Source organism: Bacilli bacterium, from assembly GCA_036381315.1.
In the GTDB taxonomy this organism is placed as follows: domain Bacteria; phylum Bacillota; class Bacilli; order Paenibacillales; family KCTC-25726; genus DASVDB01.
Genome location: DASVDB010000033.1, coordinates 1 through 17,517, shown reverse-complemented (window position 1 = coordinate 17,517; position 17,517 = coordinate 1). Strand labels below are relative to the sequence as shown.

Sequence of the window (17,517 nt, the reverse complement as noted above, 5' to 3'; positions counted from 1 at the left end):
ACTTCGCTCATGATTTTGCTGATGCAGGGGGGCGTCAACTGGGCCTGGACATCGGGTCCCGTGCTTGCGCTCGCGGCAGTATCCGCCATCGGTCTCGGCTTGTTTCTGCTGCAGGAAAAACGGGCCGCTGAACCAATGATTCCGCCTGCCATCTGGAAGCATCGTTTGATCGTCCTGTGCAATGCGGGTTCGTTGACGACCGGGGGCATCATGATCGGCGTTACGACATTTTTGCCCACTTTTGTGCAGGGTGTGATGGAACAGTCGCCGACGACGGCCGGGTTCGTGCTGGCCGCCATGTCCATCGGCTGGCCGCTTGCGTCTACAATCAGCGGGCGGTATTTGACGCGAATCGGATTTCGCCCGACAGCAATTGGCGGCGCCTTCGCGCTTATCCTTGGAAGCATCCTGTTCGTTATGCTCAAGCCGGAACACGGGCCGCTGTGGGCCGGGCTGGCTTCCTTTATCATCGGCGTCGGGCTGGGGCTCTCCTCGAACGTCTATGTGGTGGCGGTGCAAAGCAGTGTCGATTGGAAAACGCGGGGCGTGGCGACGGCGTCCAATATGTTCATGCGCATTCTGGGCACGACGGTCGGCGCCGCTGTGCTGGGAAGCGTCTTGAACGGCAAGCTGCACCAATATTTGCAAAGCGTGCGCAAGCCCGGACAAGCCGCGTTGGATATCGATCTGGCCAATCAATTGCTGGAGCCCGCGCAACGCGCCCAGCTTCCGGCGGAAGCCGTCAACACGATGCAGCACGGTTTGACGTTTGCGCTGCACAGCGTCTATATCGGAGTATTGGTGCTGGCTGCGGCAACCTTTTTCCTGATGGTGTTCTTTCCAAAACGTCAGGAATTTACCCGCGAGCCCGCCGCACAACCAGCCAAACCGCGGTAGGCTCACGATTTCGCCGATTGATGAAAAACAGCATATTTTTTGCCGGCAGGCATAGCTATTTACCTGAAGCTATTTTACGCATGATGCAGGGAAGGCGGGCTGGCACAATGATTGTCATTTCCGGGCAAATATTTGATCCGGCGGGCGGCGCGGCGGAAGCAACCGCGCCAAGCGATCGCGAATACGCAATCGCCCGGGCGCTCGCCGATAGCGAAGAAACGTTTCAATACGCGGCGATGCGGGAATTCCGTTTTGAACTGCTAATGCGCGACTCGATCGTTTCCGCCGCGATTCAGTTAAACGAAAGTCCGGCCGCGTTCGCCTCCTTCGCAAACTCGAGATGCAACCCGCGATATTGGAAGTTGACCGAAAACGGCGGGTTTATGCTGAAAGAAGGAAGCAAGCCGGCGGAGGCGATTCGCGACATTTTCGACAACGGCCATATGTACGCCTTCGAATGCGCAACCGCTGTTGTGATTGTGCTTTACAAAGCGGTGATCGATTCGCTTGGCGACGATGTGTTTGATCGCTTGTTCGCCGACACCTATTTGCATGATTGGCAATATGACAAGGATCTTCATTTGCTTGCCGTTGACGCGAGCGATTTGATCCCGGGCGATATTCGCTACTTCAAAAACCCTGATGTCGACCCGAAAAAAATGCATTGGCAAGGCGAAAACGCCGTCTATTTGGGCAATCAATTATTTTTCGGACATGGGATCGGGTTAGCCGGCGCGGAAAAAATCATCTCCGTGCTGAATCGAAACCGCAAGCCGCACGCTGCACAAAGCGCTTATCTGCAAAAGCGGGCGATTCGCCCCGATTTCCGCTATCTGGCGCAATACCGGGCGGCGCTTCCCGCTCCGCCTTTCGGAAGGTTGCGCTCCGCCATGCCGGAATCCGTGCAGCAAAACAAAAAAAGCCGCATCATCGCGGCTATCGGTTCAAAAACTTATTGCATGTCCATTTCGGGTTGCGCATTTCGCAACTCTTCCAAAAGCGCGCGTATTTCCTCGCGGTAACTTTCCGGGGCGTAAACAATCGCCCATCCCGCCGTCATCTCGAACAAATTGCCGTACGCGTCATCCGTCAACTTTTTCAGTTCGTACGGAATGTTCCGATCCTCCAAAATTTCCGTGAACATTTGGCCTTCAAACACATTGTTCAGCGAAGCGACACGCACAAATTGCCCCATGACGTTCACCCCTTTTTTTGTTATCCTCATTATAATCCGATTTGGATACATTCCACAACGTAAAGCCAAAATAAGGGAAAACGTTTTGTGCGAGGTGAGTTGTAGATGGCAGACAACAAGCAAGCAATTGAACAACTTGCAAAAGCTGTCGAAGATACGCTTGAAACAGGGGAAATGTCCCGCGCCGACCCGGATGCGGCTGCCCGATTGCGGCTTAGCCCGCGCCATGAAATCAGGATCGAAGCGAAGGTTGATCCGATTGTGGAGGAAACCCGCATCTATCGCCGGTTCGCCGCGGAAATCGATGACCGGTACGAAAAATACTTGCGCAAAGCGGACGGGAAGCAACCGAAAAAAGAATAATTGTCTTTCCAAACTGATTTTTCAGAATTATAATCATAATTATAATGAAATTTTCAGCAAAACGAGGTGTCTGGCGCTATGGTTCGAACGGCGGCATCGGCCGTCCTCGGTTTTCTGCTGATAATCGTTCAATCCATCATCGTCATGAAAATGGATCATTACACTTCCATTCAGTTCACTTCGCCGCAACACATGCTGACGATCTGGATCATCAATTTTTTCCTCGCTTACTCTGTCCTGACGCAGATCACGATCTGGATGGCCAACAGAGGGGCTTTCGACAGCGAAACAACGGAAAAATAATATGAGAGCCAGGCTGGCTAAGCGGACCAAGCAGCAGCCAGGCTGGCTAAGCGGACAGCTCTAACGGTCGTATTTGCCGCTATTTTGGACCAAAAACGCCCTCTTGAATTTTTAACGGACGCAGTTGCGGCTATTTATCGAAATTCGACTGCGTAATCATGCAAAATGGGCAAATAAGCGCTGTGGCATCCGTTAGCGTTCCAAAACGGAAAGAAACCGCATAATAGCGTCGATAGCGTCCGTTAGAACTCCATTCCGTCGATACAGCATGTATGCGCCGCTGCAGGTTTGCACGCAGCCGCATCGATAGCCCACCGTGCCGCTGATGCAGCACACAAGCGCAGCTGCAAGTTTGCACGCGGCCGCAATCGCTAGAGCTCCATGCCGCAGACGCAGTAGCCCGGATAAGCGCTTTTACTTCGCGAACCGGTGGCTGCCGATGTCGGCGACCACATCCAGACTGTCCAAAAAATCATTTGAGCTGGTGCGCGGGTTGAAAAAATACAGCGCGTCCTTGGCCGGCGCCTCTCCGGCAATCGCTTTTTTCGCCGCAATGATTGCGCTTTCCTTCGGCTCGATGCTGTCCAACATGCCGTTTAGCGCCGGCGTGAATTGATTTTGCGCATAAATGACGTCTCTGATCGTATCGGGAAACCGCTCGCTATGCACACGATTCATCACGACATTGCCAACCGCGATTTGGCCTTCCAAAGGTTCGTTGCCAGCCTCGGCGTCAATCAGTTTGGCGAGCAAGTACATATCTTCGTTGGCTTCCTTGTTTCGAATCACCGACGGGATGACAATTTTCAGGCTGGCGCCCGCCGTGAGCTCGGCGGATGTCAAACCGTTCACTTCTTTTATCCACTCGGGCGCAAGGCAGTACTGTTTGGCAATCGACTCCAGCGTATCGTGCTCTTGCACCGTGTAGAGCGGCACCGGCTCGAAATCGGCCGTTTTTTTCGCCGCGTTCCAGGTTACATCCGCATGCAGCCATTCCGCCATACTGCGCAACGGCAAGTAAGTGCGGCCGTCGACGACAAATGGCGCCACATCCGTTATCCACGTTTTGCCGTTTGCCTGCATTTGATATTTTCGCGCCGTGTAAACGACTTTGTCTCCCAAAGGGGTAACGATCTCCACCTGCTTTTGGGCATTGTCCCAGTGCAGTTGCGCGCCGAACTTTGCCGAAATAAACGACAACGGCGCATACAAGCTTCCTTCTTTCACGTATATCGGCAATTGGCTATTGGTTTCTTCTCCGGCAACCACGATATGAACGCCGTTTGCGACTTCCGCGGCGGATGCGGTCCGCGCATGCGGCCCGGCAACCATGATCGCTGCCGCAAACAGGGCTGTCAATGTGAATATCGGTAACTTGCGAATCATTCCCACTCCCTTTTTCTCAGATATTCATCTCTCTCCACTACGTCGAACATTCCCCACCTGTGCGTGCATTTTGGCGGGGCGGTTGAACTCTTGACATTCTTTTTCCACCATTGCGTCGAACGCGTCCTGCCCGCTATCAAATCGATTCGACATTTCGTTTCCGCTTTTCGGGGGTTATGCTCTCTTTTTCACTACGGATAAATTTTCTATTTGCCAATCGATTTCAGCCATGCCGTGCTGCCTGAGAAACGCGTTCGCCCGGGAAAACGGCCTGCTGCCGAAAAAGCCGCGATGCGCCGACAACGGGCTGGGATGCGGAGATTTCACGACCAGATGACGGCGGTTGGTAATAAGCGCCGCTTTGTCCTGGGCGTTTTTCCCCCACAATAAAAAGACAACAGGCACATCCCGCTCATTCAACAAGCGGATCACCTGATCCGTAAACGTCTCCCATCCGGCATTCCGGTGGGAATTCGGCATTCCCGACCGCACGGTAAGCACAGCGTTTAACAGCAGTACGCCCTGGCGGGCCCATTTTTCCAAAAAACCATTATCCGGTATGTAGCAGCCCAGATCGGTGTGCAGTTCCTTGAAAATATTTTGCAAGGACGGCGGAGGCTCGATGCCCGGCTTAACGGAAAAACTTAACCCATGCGCCTGTCCGGGCCCGTGATAAGGGTCCTGCCCAAGAATGACTACCTTTGTATCCGCATAAGGCGTAAAATGCAGCGCATTGTATATGTCGTATTTATCCGGATAAACGATCTCGTTCTTATACTCCTGTATTAGAAACTGCCGCAATTTCGTATAATAGGGTTTGGAGAATTCTGCTTCAAGCAGCCCCGACCAGTCATTTCGCAAAATCGCCACGTCAACATTCACCCCGCTGCACTCTATTGTACCATCTTTCCACAAGAATCGCCGATCCGGCAATCAGGCTTTCTCCGACACGGAAGCGTCAAACGCAAGACGCGCCGCCCACTGAAAGCGTTGAATGAGCGCATACACGGCTTCGACCAGCACCACGGCCCCGATCACATCCAGAATCACGTGCTGCTTCACAAACAAGGTGGACAAAATAATCGTTGTCGACATGCCGTATATCAAAATCTGATTCCACATATTGCGGAAGCGGCTTTTAAACAGCGCCTTCATCATCAGATAGCTGGAGAAGCTGTGAATGCTGGGAAAGCAATTATACGGTTCATCCCGGCCATAGATAAACGCCAGCAACCGGGTCAAAAGGTCATCCCCTACGAGCACCGGGCGGGATACGGTAGTCTGAAACACCATGTAGATGGAATAGCAAACAAACGCGCAGATGATATACGTCGTTAAGGTGCGAAAATAAACCGTTTGGTCTTTAAAGTAAAAATACACAAGGCAGATGTAAATATAAAAAATCCATATCGAATAAGGCAGCGCAAACGCTTTGACAAACGGGATCGCCGCGTCAAGATTTGTCGCCAAACTGTAGACTTCTTTTCGCGGGCCATTGACCAAACTGTATAGAATCCCTAACAAAGGGAAAACAAACATGGTGACAAGCGGCACAATCATGGTCAAATGAGGTCGCTGTTTTACCATTCGTGAAAACATCCCGGTATCCCTCGCCAAATTTTTAGTTCCAAATTTCCGGTTTGCTATGCAGCATTTACAGCATCCTACCCTACGCTTGCCCTAGCCCGGGTCCAGGCCGGATAACTGCATTCCGGCAGCCCGGATGCGCAGACGCGTTTCCAGGCCGCGACAAATCGCGGATCAAAATGTTTGCCGCTTTGCTCCTCGATAAATTCCATCGCCTTTTCATGCGTCCACGCTTTCCGATACGCGCGTTCCGACGTCAAGGCGTCATACACATCCACAACGGCGAGAAGCCGCGCCATCGTGGGAATCTGTCCGCCGCGCAGGTTATCGGGATAGCCGGTGCCGTCCCATTTTTCATGGTGCGAGCGGATAATCTCCAACTCTTCTTTCATAAATCCGAGCTTCCGGCACATTTCGTAGCCGATGACCGGATGCCGTTCGATTATTTTACGTTCGTCAGCGGTCAATTTGCCGGGCTTGTTCAGGATGGAACTCGGCACTTCGATCTTTCCGATGTCGTGCACAATGGCGCCTTGCGCCAACGCGCGCAGCTCGTCCGGGGAAAAGCCCGCTTCCCGCGCCAACCGCAGCGCATATACGGCAACGCGATAATTATGTCCGGCCGTATACGCATCATGGTTCTCCACCGAAACAATCAGGGAGCGGACACTCGCCGAAATTCCGTATTTGATCCGTTCCGCCGGGTTGTATTGAAACAATGTGCGCAAAGCCGTGCCAAACGTTTCACCCTGCACATATTGACGAAAAAGCCCAATGATGACGGCGACCAACGCGCCCAACAGAAGAAAATGATACAGCCACCAGCTCAGATGCCAGGTTTTCCCCTGCACAATAATAAGCTGCGCTATCAAAAGCCAGCCGGTACTGTACACGATTGCGCCCTGCAGCGGAAAACGCGTAAACCGATACGACTGCCAGTAATCAAAAATCACGATCATATTCAAGAACATGCTGATGCCGGCAGCGGTCCATTTGACCGGATTTTGGTCGAGCGGAAGCCACATGACCGATTCCGGATACACCATCACGAAAACACACAATGCGGTAAGCAGGATGACCCAGGCCGGTATCAACGGACGCAGCCAGCGGGATAGCAAGCGAACGACCAAATGGTCAGCCGACAATGAAGAAATGAACAGCCAAATCGATGTCAACGAAACGCTTAACTGCGCCAAAAACGCGGGAACATGTTCGTTGATCATCATCATGCCGGGTGTGGACAACCCGTGAAAAACAAACACTTCGGCAAGCGAAATAAACGCAAGCGACAGCAAAACCAGGCGAATGTTCCGCAGGCGCAATCCCGACACGGCGACTGCCCCCGCAATGGCCATAGCCAACAGCGCGACCGTGCTGACGATGAAAAAATGCCTTTTCGGCATCGGCAGCATAAGATCAAACCGCGACATTTCCGACAGCGCGATGAACATGATGTAGGGCAAAACGATAGCAACCACGTGGATAAACGTTTCTTTCACTCTTTTTTTCAGCATGAAAAAAATCCTCCCGTTAAAATCCACACTATATAGTATAACGGAGGATTTTCCCAATTTGAATAGATCCGCTTGCCGGAAGCGTTGCAACCGGACGAATTTCACAGATTTTTACTTTTTTCGCATGAATAAATTGGCAAAAATGCGGCAAAATAAATGAGGACGATCGCCCAAATCAACCAAATTCAGGAGGGATACCCTTGTATCAAAATCAAAATCTTGCCGCGCAGTTCCAGCATTGCGAGCAACTCATGCAGCAGGTCATCCACCAGACACAGGCGCATAATAATGTGTATCAGCAGATGATGCAGCTGGAGCAGCAAAATGTGCAAAAAATCCAGCATATGCTGCAAGAACACCAGATCGCCGTGCAGAAGTTGCAGCAAGCGATCCAAATTTGCAATCAATTGGAGCAATCGATGCGTTCCTTGCAGTATACGCAATTTGTGCCGCAGCAGCCGCAGTACATACAGGGCGCCCAGTATCAATAACAGGCTGCGAGCGCAACAAGCGGCAAACAGAAACCGCCTCGAGTTGGCAACAATCGGGGCGGTTCCTTTTTAATTGCAGTTTGGATCATGCGGCTTTACAGAAGCTCTTTGCGCAGTTGTTCCGGCGATTTCGGCGAGAGCAAGGCAAACGGAATGTCGAAGACCGTTTTGGCGCCGACATCACCGTTTTTGGCCAAACGATCAACCGCCCGGGCATACGCGGTCAAGACGCCCGCGGTAAATTCCGGGTTGCTCTCCAGTTTCAGCGAGAACTCGATCACGTGGTTGGTGCCGTTTCCGGTTTGGCCGCTGCGGAATACCATTCCTCCGTGCGGCATGGCGGAATGTTTCGCCTGCAATTCTTCCTCGCTGATGAAATGCACAACCGTCTCATAATCGGCAAAATAGTTGGGCATCGTCTTGATGTCTTTTTCGATTTGCGCCAAATCGGCTCCCGCTTCGGCTACAACGAAGCATTCGCGCAAGTGCTTGTCTTTCGTCGACAGCTTGGGATTCTCCCCTTTTCGGACACGTTCGGCCGCTTCTTCCCGCGGAATTGTGTACTGGATGCCGTTTTTCACGCCTTTTACGCGGCGAATCGCATCGGAGTGCCCCTGGCTGACGCCTTTTCCCCAAAACGTATATTCATTCCCAACCGGCAGCACCGCTTCGGCCAACAACCGGTTTAACGAAAACAGACCCGGGTCCCAACCGGTGGAGATGACGCTGACATGCGCGTTTTGTCTGGCCACCGTATCAACCTCTCGGAAATAATCGGGAATTTTCGCATGCGTGTCAAAACTGTCCACCGTATTAAACAACGCCGCAAATTGCGGCCCTTGTTCGGGCAGGTCGGTTGCCGATCCCCCGCACAGGATCATGACGTCGATTTTGTCTTTATACGACTCCGCATCGGAGATATGTACGACTGGCACGCTGGCCTGCACGTCTCCCGGTTGCCTGCGGGTAAACACCGCGACAAGCTGCATGTCGGGGCTTTGCTTAACTGCCATTTCCACGCCACGCCCCAGGTTGCCGTACCCAACGATGCCAACTCTGATTTTTTGCTCCATCGTTTTGCCTCCTAATAGGTTTTGCATTAAGCATTATATCAATTTTTCAACCACCATGTAAATTTTCCTGACACACTTTTTGGAGACATTGTTTTACGTTGACGTAAACGTTAACTATATTTATAATGTTTGAATTATCGGTTGACTTTTTCGCGTGACATTTTCGCGCTAAAACCGAAAGGAGGTTTGGCGGCTATTGAAGATAGAGGATGTGGCGAGGGAGTGCGGCTTAACGAAACGGGCTATCCGCTATTATGAAGAAATCGGCATCCTGCCGCCGCCGGACCGCAGCAAAGGCGGCGTAAGGCAATACAACGAGTCGCATATCGCCCACTTGAAAAAAATCCTCAACGCGAGAGAAGTGCTTGGCTTTTCGCTGCAGGAATTGCAGCAATATATCGCCATTATCGACGCGCTGGAGAACCATAAACGGCACTACAAACAGATTACCGATCATGCTGCCCGCAAAGAAAAATTGCTGGAAATCGAACATAACCTAAATGAATTGCTGGAACTGATTGAACAAAAGGCAAACAAAATTTCCGCCGTCCGCGCCGAATTGGAACAGCTCCGCGAGCGGGCGCGGGCGGCAATCGCCAATATCGAAAATCCGTCATAACACAAGGACAAAGGAGACATTTTCCGCATGTTTAATCAACCGAAGGCCGTATGGGCCGTTGCATTCGCTTGCGTCATCTCATTCATGGGACTGGGCCTGGTCGACCCCATTTTGCCGGCGATCGCCGTGCAATTGGAAGCTACCAAAAGCCAGGTGGCGTTGCTTTTTTCCAGCTACACGTTCATCACCGGCATCGCGATGCTGATTACCGGCTATGTTTCCAGCCGGCTTGGCTATAAATGGACCATGCTTTTGGGGATTCTCCTGATTGTGGTCTTTTCCGCCCTGGGCGGCATGTCCGACAGCATTTGGCAGATCGTTGAATTGCGGGGCGGTTGGGGGTTGGGCAACGCCTTGTTTATCGCCACTGCGCTTGCGGCAATAGTGGGCTTGTCGCAGGGCGGCACGGCCAAGTCGATCGTTTTGTATGAAGCCGCGCTGGGACTTGGGATATCCGTAGGACCGTTATTGGGCGGCGAATTGGGATCGTTATCGTGGCGCGGCCCGTTTTTTGGCGTCAGCGTATTGATGGCGATCGCCTTTATTTGCGTTTTGGCGCTCATGCCGAAAATGGAAAAACCGCAAGTCCGCACTTCGCTCCTCGATCCTTTCCGGGCCTTGCGCTATCCCGGTCTGTTGACGTTGGGCATTACCGCGTTGCTGTACAACTTTGGCTTCTTCACATTAATGGCGTACGCCCCGTTTGTGATGGATTTGGACGAGCATGGCCTGGGCTATGTCTTTTTTGGCTGGGGTGTCCTGTTGGCGTTCACCTCCGTGATTGTCGCCCCCAAAGTGCAGGCGCGCTTCGGCACCGTGCGTTCCATCTGCGCCATGCTGGCGTTGTTCGCCGCCGATCTGATCATCATGGGACTGTTCGTCTCGTCCATCACGGTCGTTATCGTTTCCGTCATTGTGGCGGGGGCGTTCCTGGGCATCAACAATACGTTGATCACGACAGCGGTTATGCAAGCGGCTCCGGTTGAGCGTTCGACCGCATCCGCCGCATACAGTTTCATCCGTTTTGTCGGCGGGGCCATCGGCCCCTGGTTTGCCAACAAGCTGTCCGAATGGTTTTTTCCCGATACGCCGTTTTATGTCGGCGCGGCGATTGTGGTGGCCGGAATCATCGTGTTTGCTTTAGGCGGCAAATTTTTGCATCAGGCGCGGAATGCGGAGACCGCCCACGCCTGAACGCGATCTATTTGCCATCGATTGCCTTTTCTACTGTTCCGCTTGCAAGCGCCAAATCACGCTCTGGAAGTCTCCGTTTAGCTCCGGTATGTTCAACCCGGCATACATTAACTCGTCGCCGCCGAAAGCGTCGGGCGAGCCGTTGACCCGGTAGCGAACATTCGGGTCCAAACCTTTCAGCCGTAAATAGCCAAACGGCGGGTTGGCTGCGGCCAGCAGGCGAAAATACGCCACGAACGCTTCCCGGCGGTCTTCCGAAACAAACATCCACGCCGCGTCCGGACCGTCGTAAGGGTTTAACAGGCGGTAAAAGTCACCGAATTGAACAAGACGGCGCACTTCTTTATAAAAGGCGACTTGCTGCTTGACAAGCTGCTGCTCTTCTTCCGTCATTTTGGTTAAATCCAATTCGTAGCCAAAATTGCCCGATGACGCCACATGCCCGCGCGTTTGCAGCGAAGTGACGCGATGTAGTTGGTGGTTGGGCACCGCCGACACATGCGCGCCCATCGCGCTGGCCGGATAAACCATGCTGGTGCCGTATTGAATCAAAATGCGCGAAACGGCATCCGTATTGTCGCTTGTCCACGTTTGCGGCATGTAATAGAGCATGCCGGGATCGAACCTTCCGCCGCCGCCGGAACAGCTTTCAAACAGTACATGCGGAAATGCCGAAGTGATGTTCTCCAGCACCCGGTACAGCCCCAGCATGTAACGATGCGCCGTTTCCCGCTGCCTTTCGGGAGGAAGGGTGGCGGAACCGACTTCCGTCATATGCCGGTTCATGTCCCATTTGACATAGGAGATCGGCGCGCTCGCCAACACATCCGAAACCATCCGGGTGATCGCGTCGCACACGTCCTCGCGGGAAAAATCCAGCACCAACTGATTTCTTCCCGTGGAGCGTGTACGGCCGGGAACGTGCAAACACCAATCGGGATGCTTTCGGTACAATTCGCTGTCTTCGGAAATCATTTCCGGTTCAAACCACAACCCAAACCGCATTCCCATTTTTTCAATGCTGCCCGCCAATCCATCCAGGCCTTCAGGCAGTTTTCGGCGGTTGACAAACCAATCGCCCAACGAACGTTTGTCGTCATCCCGGTTGCCGAACCATCCGTCGTCCAATACAAACAGTTCGATGCCCAATTCTTTGCCTTTGCCGGCAATCTGCCTGATTTTTTCCGCATTGAAATCAAAGTAGGTCGCTTCCCAGTTGTTGACGAGAATCGGGCGCTCCTTGTCGCGATAAACTCCCCGGCACAGACGCGAGCGGTACAAGCGGTGAAACGTCCGCGACATTTTCCCCAGGCCCTGATCGGAATAAACCATGACCGCTTCCGGAGTTTGAAACGACTCGCCCGATTCGATAAGCCATGAAAAGTCAAACGGATTGATGCCGATCGCAAGGCGCGTCGACGCGAACTGATCGACTTCCACTTGCGCCAGGAAATTTCCGCTGTAGACCAGATTCACGGCGTACACTTCCCCGTGGTCTTCGCCGGTTCCCGGACGAACCAGCGCGGCAAACGGGTTATGCTGATGGCTGCTGGCCCCTCTTCTGCTTTCAATGGATTGGCTGCCCTGCGCAATTTTGCGCCTGACAACGCCGCGTTCTCTGGCCCAGGCGCCGGAAAGATGGAGCAGTTCAAAATCGGCATCGGGCAAATCCACATTCATGCTTAACGCGCGCAGCAGTCGCAATTTTTCCTTGCCGGCATTTACAAAACGAACGGATCGGGTAATGGCGTCAAATTGCGCAAACACGCTGTATGACAACGTCACCGTAAGCCCGGTCAATTCGTCGATCAGGTCAATTTCCAGCGTCTCCGCTTCATGTTCCGCTTCCGCATAGGTTGCGGGCAATCCGGCCAATTTCGGTTTGCCGTGTATGATCCGATGAGCCGCGTAACGCAAATCGGTAATGGTCGAACCGTCTTCCCGCTGCACCTGAAAAGCCGGCGCGCGAAAATCGCTGTTTCCGTAAGCGGGGTATTCCTGCGGCAGCGTATCCAGCGAAAAATCCTGATCCTGTGGATCCGGGTTCGGGGAGAACGCCCTATTGCCAAATCGCAGCGGCCTGGACTGGTCATAGCGCTGTACTTTTTTCCCCCAATAAACATGCGCCAAATAGCCGTTTTTGACAATTTGCAGCACGTAACTGGTATCTTTTGTTTGCAGATGAAACATGTGATGATCCCGATTTTCCATGACTGCCATTATGTATCTTCTCCTTTGCGCATTACATGCCCGCGGCATTCGCAATCGACAAACTCCGTCGGAACGCCATGATGATATTTTATCGTGTATGCCGCGCAGTCGCAAACGGGGCGAATTCGCTTCTTCATGTTGCATTCGGTATAATATATTCAATTACTGCGTAGGAGGATGTTGCCAATGGAGAAGCGGTTGTACGGTAAAACCGGCATGAATGTCAGCGTGCTTGGATTCGGCGGCGCGGAAATCGGTTATGAAGGAGCCACGCAGCAAAGCGTGGACAGATTGCTGGGGAGCGCGCTCGACGCCGGGCTGAATCTGATTGATACCGCCGAATGTTATCGGAATAGCGAGGAATTGATCGGAAAAGCGATAGCCCATCGGCGCGGCGAATTTTATTTGTTTACCAAATGCGGACATGCCAAAGGTTTTGATCTGCCCGATTGGGATCCCGGGATGATCGCACAAAGCATCGACCGAAGTTTGCGCTTGCTGCGAACGGATTATGTGGATGTCATCCATCTGCATAGCTGCTCGGAGGAAATACTGCGCCGCGGTTACGTGATCGAAGCGCTGCAGAAGGCGAAACAGCAGGGGAAAACAAGATTTATCGGCTACAGCGGCGATTCCGCCGCCGCGCTTTACGCCGTAAAAAGCGGCGTGTTCGATTCGCTGGAAATTTCGCTGAATATTGCCGACCAGGAAGCGATCGATTTGGTCATTCCGGAAGCGACGAAACGGGAGATGGGCGTCGTCGTAAAGCGTCCGATCGCGAATGCCGCCTGGAAGACGGGGAAGCTGCCGGAGAACCAATATGCGCATACATACTGGCATCGCCTGCAAGAGCTGGCATATGATTTTCTTAAGCCGGGAAGCAGCGAATCGATTGGAATCGCGCTTCGTTTCACGCTATCTGTGCCCGGCGTCCATTCCGCGATCGTCGGCACGGCAAAGCCGGAGAGATGGGTGGAAAACGCCCGGCTGCTCGAGGCAGGCCCGCTGCCGCCGGATTTGTACCAAGCCATCCGCGAACGCTGGAAACAAATCGCAAAACCCGCCTGGGTCGGCCAACAATAAGCAATCATGAAACCGGACCTATGGGAAAATCTCTGATTCGCGAAAAGAATCGGGCGAAGGCTCGATGCCGCCGCCCCATAACCACGCGCCCGAAAAAAGCCGTCCGGAAAATGCGCCGGACGGCTTTTCGTGCGCAAGCACGTTCGCCAATATGAAGAGTGAGAGCAAACCTTTCTATTAGTCTTCCTTGAACAGGGGCGTAATGGCGATGGCAAACGTAAATTCCCGCTCATCCAAACGGTATTTGTTAAGCAATTCCGGTCCGCACGAGTTGGAGCCTACTCCGCTCATTTTGTAATCGAGATGAACAATCGTTTCCGGCCGTTTCTTTACTTCATGCCAATGCCCCGCCGATGTCAACGCTTCCGGCGTATAATGGGACGCATGGAAAGAGAATGTCCGGTCCCCGGAAAATTTCAGCCCCATGCCTTGTTCGTTGGTCACAATGGCCCATTCGGTCTCATGGCGCGAACCGCTTTCCTGCGGCATGATATGGTACTCGGTGAGCTCATCGACACGCAGCGCGAATTTGCCTTGGCGGACGCTGTGGCGCTTGTCCATATAGCTGTCATGAGGCCCAAATCCGAAATACTCGACTTCTTCCATTCCTTGCGGCATCGTCAGGCGCAACCCGAATCGGGGCAAAAAGACCACGCCTTCCCGCACTTTCACGTGCGTTTGCAGCGACAATCCGCCTGTGTTGTCGACCCGCCACAGCGCTTCGCCATGCAGGATCGGATGATAAATCGGCGCGCCAAGCGAAAACTGCACGCGAAACTCGACGGATTGCTCCGTTTGTCCGGCAATCTCCGCCTGATACACTTTCATCACGGCCTCATGAAAGCCTTCTTTGATCCATTCATGTTTGATATTGCGATCATTGTCCGTCGGCGCCCGCCAAACGGTAAAAGCCGCCGGTTCGACGAGCAAATCCACCCCGTTTTTCCGCAGCTGTACAAAGGTGCCGGCCTGCAGATCAAACACGTGTTGGAAATCGAAGCCGTTCACTTCCACTTTGCTGCCGTTCCTGTTCAGGCGAATCGGTTCTTGCGACACGCGCGCAACACTCTCCGCAACCCGGGCAACCGGCAAAGCAAATTGCGCAAACGCAATTTCGTGTCCGGCGTCCGCCCACTCCGTGGCTTGCTTCAATCTGCAAGAAAGCGTAAGCACATAAGCGCCGGTTGACGCTTCAGGCAAAGTGTACGGAAGTACGATCGTCTGCGCATCGCGCGCTTTTGCCGCAATATCCCAAATGATGCCTTGCTGGTCAAGTTCGCCGTCTTTTTCCACTTTCCAATAAATTGCGACATGCGTTAAATCGCGGAAATCGTAACGATTCGCAACTTGTATTTTGCCGGTCTGCAAATCCACGGCGGTAAAGGTGACCGGAGCGATCACCTGCTTCAATTCCTTAAGACCGTTGTGCGGCTTTCTGTCCGGCGTAACCAAACCGTCTATGCAAAAGTTCCCGTCGTGCGGATGGTCGCCGAAGTCGCCTCCATACGCGTAAAACGGAACGCCTTCCGGCGTCGCCGTCAAAATGCCGTGATCAACCCATTCCCAAACACACCCGCCCATCAGCTTGGGATATTTGTAAAACAGCTCCCAGTATTCGTGCAAATCGCCCGGACCATTGCCCATTGCGTGGCTGTATTCACACAAAAACAGCGGCTTCTTTTCATGTTCATTCACCGCATAAGCCTCAACGTAATCAAGCGACGGATACATCTCGCTAGCCACGTCCAGGCACGCGGTATCGGGATTGCCCTCGTATCGCGGCGCGGCGCCTTCATAATGCACGATTCTGGACGGGTCCCGCTGTTTGGTCCATCTCGCCATCGCCATATGGTTTGGGCCATAGCCCGATTCGTTGCCCATGGACCAGATGACGACAGAAGCGTGGTTTTTGTCTCTTTCCACCAGCCGGACGGCGCGATCCACAAACGCCGCTTCCCATTCTGGATGATTTGTCAACAAATGAAACGAGGATTTCGCATAATGCCCGGCTGACAAGACCCCATGGCATTCCAGATCGGCTTCGTCAACAATATAGAAACCGAATTTGTCGCACAACGATAAAAACCGGGGATCGTTCGGATAATGGGATGTGCGGATTGTGTTGATATTATGCTGTTTCATCAATACAAGATCTTTTATCATACTGCTAACAGGAATCGTTTGCCCCAGCTCGGGATGAAAGTCGTGCCGGTTCACCCCTTTCAGTTTTACCGCAACGCCGTTGATCATAAACACGCTATCTTTAATCTCCACTTTGCGGAATCCGACGTCAAACAGGAGAACCTCATTTCCGCCCGCAATAAACAGGCGGTACAATACCGGCTGTTCGGCGTTCCACAAAACCGGATTGGCGACAGTCAATTCAACCGCCCCGTTGCCTTCGATCAAACCGCTGTTTTGGCAAACCGGTTCATTGTTCGCATCCCGCAATTCCAGACGTACCGGCACGGTCCCTTTCGTTTCAATCTCGACGCGCAAAACCGCCCGGCGAAAATCTTCCGCAAGCTCCTGGCGGATAAACACATCGCGAATATGCTGCGAATCTCTGGCAAGCAAATAAACGTCGCGGAAAATTCCGGAAAAACGCCATGCGTCCTGATCTTCCAAATAGGAACCGTCGCACCATTTTAAGACCATGACGGCCATGCGGTTGACGCCCGGGCGCAAAAACGCGCCAATGTTAAACTCCGCCGGCATCCGGCTGCCCTGGCTGTAGCCGACAAACCGGCCGTTTATCCATAAATAAAAACAAGCGTTGACACCCTCAAAAACGACGTATTTTTCTTTACGATTCCATTGTTCGGAGACGGCGAATTCTCTGACATAAAGCCCGGCGGGATTGCGGTCGGGCACGAAAGGAGGATCGCAGGGAAAAGGGTAATTGACGTTCGTATAATGCTTTTGATCATAACCTTTCATCTGCCAGCATGACGGAACAATTAGATCGTCCCAAGCCGAAACGTCCGCGTCATCGCGGTAAAATTCTTCGGTGACTTCGTTCACGCCGCCGACATAGCGAAACTTCCAGTTCCCGTTCAACGTCTGGTAAAACGGCGAATTGCCGCGCTTTTCCGTGGCAGCGGCGGCGGCATCGGCATAGGGAATATAATGGGAGCGCGGCGATTCCCTGTTCACCTGCAGTACATTGGGATTCTCCCAATATTTCTCGATGTTGATCAAGCGGGCTCTCTCCTTTTCACTCGCTACAGCTGATTAACAAACAATATCGTATCATCATTGCTTCGTTTTTCAAAGCTTTCTTCATTCCCTGGTCTAACAAAGGAAATCAGGCAATCCCTGACTGCCTCACTTTCGAAGAGATTTGAGTGCCGAAATATCGTGAATATGTGAAAATGCCGTTCGATGACTGGAGGCTGTAAAATAATTTGTGTAAACTCCTAAATCGAGCTACTCTACAAATAGACAATGAGAGGCAGGGGAACACAATGGGCATCTTTACGAAAGAGCAGTTGAAGCAATTCATCAATCATTATGACATCAAGACCGCGAGCGATATCCAGAATGCGCTGAAAGATCTATTTGCCGAATCCGTACAAGAGATCATGGAAGCAGAGCTGGA

The 17,517-nt window shown here is 52.7% G+C and carries 16 protein-coding genes; 8 read left to right on the top strand and 8 right to left on the bottom strand.

The annotated features are described in order from the left end of the window. Together VF260_02590 and VF260_02585 are read left to right on the top strand one after the other, a co-directional pair. Positions 1-897 (top strand): MFS transporter (locus VF260_02590; protein ID HEX7056074.1); only part of this gene is annotated, 897 nt, incomplete at its 5' end. Positions 898-1,004: 107 nt separating this feature from the next. Then, positions 1,005-1,919, top strand: coding sequence for a protein-glutamine gamma-glutamyltransferase (locus VF260_02585; GenBank protein HEX7056073.1), 915 nt, complete (start codon positions 1,005-1,007; stop codon positions 1,917-1,919). Here the strand turns inward: VF260_02585 and VF260_02580 are convergent. Beyond that, positions 1,850-2,092 carry a hypothetical protein gene (locus VF260_02580; protein ID HEX7056072.1) on the bottom strand — a complete coding sequence of 81 codons (243 nt, stop codon included), beginning with the start codon at positions 2,090-2,092 and terminating at the stop codon, positions 1,850-1,852. The genes VF260_02585 and VF260_02580 overlap by 70 nt on opposite strands. A gap of 105 nt (positions 2,093-2,197) precedes the next feature. Here VF260_02580 and VF260_02575 point away from each other — a divergent pair, with 105 nt between their 5' ends. Together VF260_02575 and VF260_02570 are read left to right on the top strand one after the other, a co-directional pair. Continuing rightward, positions 2,198-2,455, top strand: coding sequence for a hypothetical protein (locus VF260_02575; protein HEX7056071.1), 258 nt, complete (start codon positions 2,198-2,200; stop codon positions 2,453-2,455). Positions 2,456-2,533: 78 nt separating this feature from the next. After that, a complete protein-coding gene (locus VF260_02570) occupies positions 2,534-2,758 on the top strand; it encodes a hypothetical protein (protein ID HEX7056070.1) in 225 nt (74 codons plus the stop codon). Positions 2,759-3,172: 414 nt separating this feature from the next. Here VF260_02570 and VF260_02565 read toward each other — a convergent pair whose 3' ends face one another. The 4 genes from VF260_02565 to VF260_02550 form a co-directional block, all read right to left on the bottom strand. Beyond that, a complete protein-coding gene (locus VF260_02565; GenBank protein HEX7056069.1) occupies positions 3,173-4,144 on the bottom strand; it encodes a cell wall hydrolase in 972 nt (323 codons plus the stop codon). Between the two features lie 174 nt (positions 4,145-4,318). Beyond that, on the bottom strand, positions 4,319-5,014 hold the full coding sequence (locus VF260_02560) for a uracil-DNA glycosylase (protein HEX7056068.1): 696 nt from the start codon (positions 5,012-5,014) through the stop codon (positions 4,319-4,321). 63 nt (positions 5,015-5,077) lie between these two features. Continuing rightward, a complete protein-coding gene (locus VF260_02555; protein HEX7056067.1) occupies positions 5,078-5,731 on the bottom strand; it encodes a phosphatase PAP2 family protein in 654 nt (217 codons plus the stop codon). Between the two features lie 77 nt (positions 5,732-5,808). Continuing rightward, positions 5,809-7,245 (bottom strand): HD-GYP domain-containing protein, encoded by a 1,437-nt coding sequence (locus VF260_02550; GenBank protein HEX7056066.1) that lies wholly within the window; start codon positions 7,243-7,245, stop codon positions 5,809-5,811. Between the two features lie 200 nt (positions 7,246-7,445). Between VF260_02550 and VF260_02545 the strand changes: the two genes are divergently transcribed. Next, positions 7,446-7,736 (top strand): hypothetical protein, encoded by a 291-nt coding sequence (locus tag VF260_02545; GenBank protein HEX7056065.1) that lies wholly within the window; start codon positions 7,446-7,448, stop codon positions 7,734-7,736. A 95-nt stretch (positions 7,737-7,831) separates the two neighbouring features. On the opposite strand, the gene VF260_02540 is transcribed toward VF260_02545, so the two are convergent. Next, a complete protein-coding gene (locus VF260_02540; GenBank protein ID HEX7056064.1) occupies positions 7,832-8,809 on the bottom strand; it encodes a diaminopimelate dehydrogenase in 978 nt (325 codons plus the stop codon). A gap of 196 nt (positions 8,810-9,005) precedes the next feature. On the opposite strand from VF260_02540, the gene VF260_02535 reads away from it, so the two are divergent. Both VF260_02535 and VF260_02530 read left to right on the top strand, forming a co-directional pair. Continuing rightward, complete coding sequence (locus VF260_02535) at positions 9,006-9,428, top strand: MerR family transcriptional regulator (GenBank protein ID HEX7056063.1); 423 nt, start codon at positions 9,006-9,008, stop codon at positions 9,426-9,428. 27 nt (positions 9,429-9,455) lie between these two features. After that, positions 9,456-10,622, top strand: a complete 1,167-nt coding sequence (locus tag VF260_02530; protein ID HEX7056062.1) for an MFS transporter — start codon at positions 9,456-9,458, stop codon at positions 10,620-10,622. A gap of 30 nt (positions 10,623-10,652) precedes the next feature. Here VF260_02530 and VF260_02525 read toward each other — a convergent pair whose 3' ends face one another. Further along, entirely contained in the window at positions 10,653-12,842 is a 2,190-nt protein-coding gene (locus tag VF260_02525) for an alpha-galactosidase (protein HEX7056061.1), read from the bottom strand. A gap of 177 nt (positions 12,843-13,019) precedes the next feature. On the opposite strand from VF260_02525, the gene VF260_02520 reads away from it, so the two are divergent. Beyond that, positions 13,020-13,916 (top strand): aldo/keto reductase, encoded by an 897-nt coding sequence (locus tag VF260_02520; protein HEX7056060.1) that lies wholly within the window; start codon positions 13,020-13,022, stop codon positions 13,914-13,916. Positions 13,917-14,093: 177 nt separating this feature from the next. Here the strand turns inward: VF260_02520 and VF260_02515 are convergent, their stop codons facing one another. After that, positions 14,094-17,117: a glycoside hydrolase family 2 TIM barrel-domain containing protein gene (locus VF260_02515; protein ID HEX7056059.1), complete on the bottom strand. Its 3,024-nt coding sequence runs from the start codon at positions 17,115-17,117 to the stop codon at positions 14,094-14,096. Positions 17,118-17,517 lie beyond the last annotated feature (400 nt).

Bases quoted from the DNA above. Each gene is read 5' to 3' on its own strand.
- VF260_02570 (HEX7056070.1), top strand. From the start codon at position 2,534: ATGGTTCGAACGGCGGCATCGGCCGTCCTCGGTTTTCTGCTGATAATC.
- VF260_02575 (HEX7056071.1), top strand. From the start codon at position 2,198: ATGGCAGACAACAAGCAAGCAATTGAACAACTTGCAAAAGCTGTCGAA.
- VF260_02520 (HEX7056060.1), top strand. From the start codon at position 13,020: ATGGAGAAGCGGTTGTACGGTAAAACCGGCATGAATGTCAGCGTGCTT.
- VF260_02550 (HEX7056066.1), bottom strand. From the start codon at position 7,245: ATGCTGAAAAAAAGAGTGAAAGAAACGTTTATCCACGTGGTTGCTATC.
- VF260_02580 (HEX7056072.1), bottom strand. From the start codon at position 2,092: ATGGGGCAATTTGTGCGTGTCGCTTCGCTGAACAATGTGTTTGAAGGC.
- VF260_02565 (HEX7056069.1), bottom strand. From the start codon at position 4,144: ATGATTCGCAAGTTACCGATATTCACATTGACAGCCCTGTTTGCGGCA.
- VF260_02530 (HEX7056062.1), top strand. From the start codon at position 9,456: ATGTTTAATCAACCGAAGGCCGTATGGGCCGTTGCATTCGCTTGCGTC.
- VF260_02555 (HEX7056067.1), bottom strand. From the start codon at position 5,731: ATGGTAAAACAGCGACCTCATTTGACCATGATTGTGCCGCTTGTCACC.
- VF260_02525 (HEX7056061.1), bottom strand. From the start codon at position 12,842: ATGGCAGTCATGGAAAATCGGGATCATCACATGTTTCATCTGCAAACA.
- VF260_02585 (HEX7056073.1), top strand. From the start codon at position 1,005: ATGATTGTCATTTCCGGGCAAATATTTGATCCGGCGGGCGGCGCGGCG.
- VF260_02540 (HEX7056064.1), bottom strand. From the start codon at position 8,809: ATGGAGCAAAAAATCAGAGTTGGCATCGTTGGGTACGGCAACCTGGGG.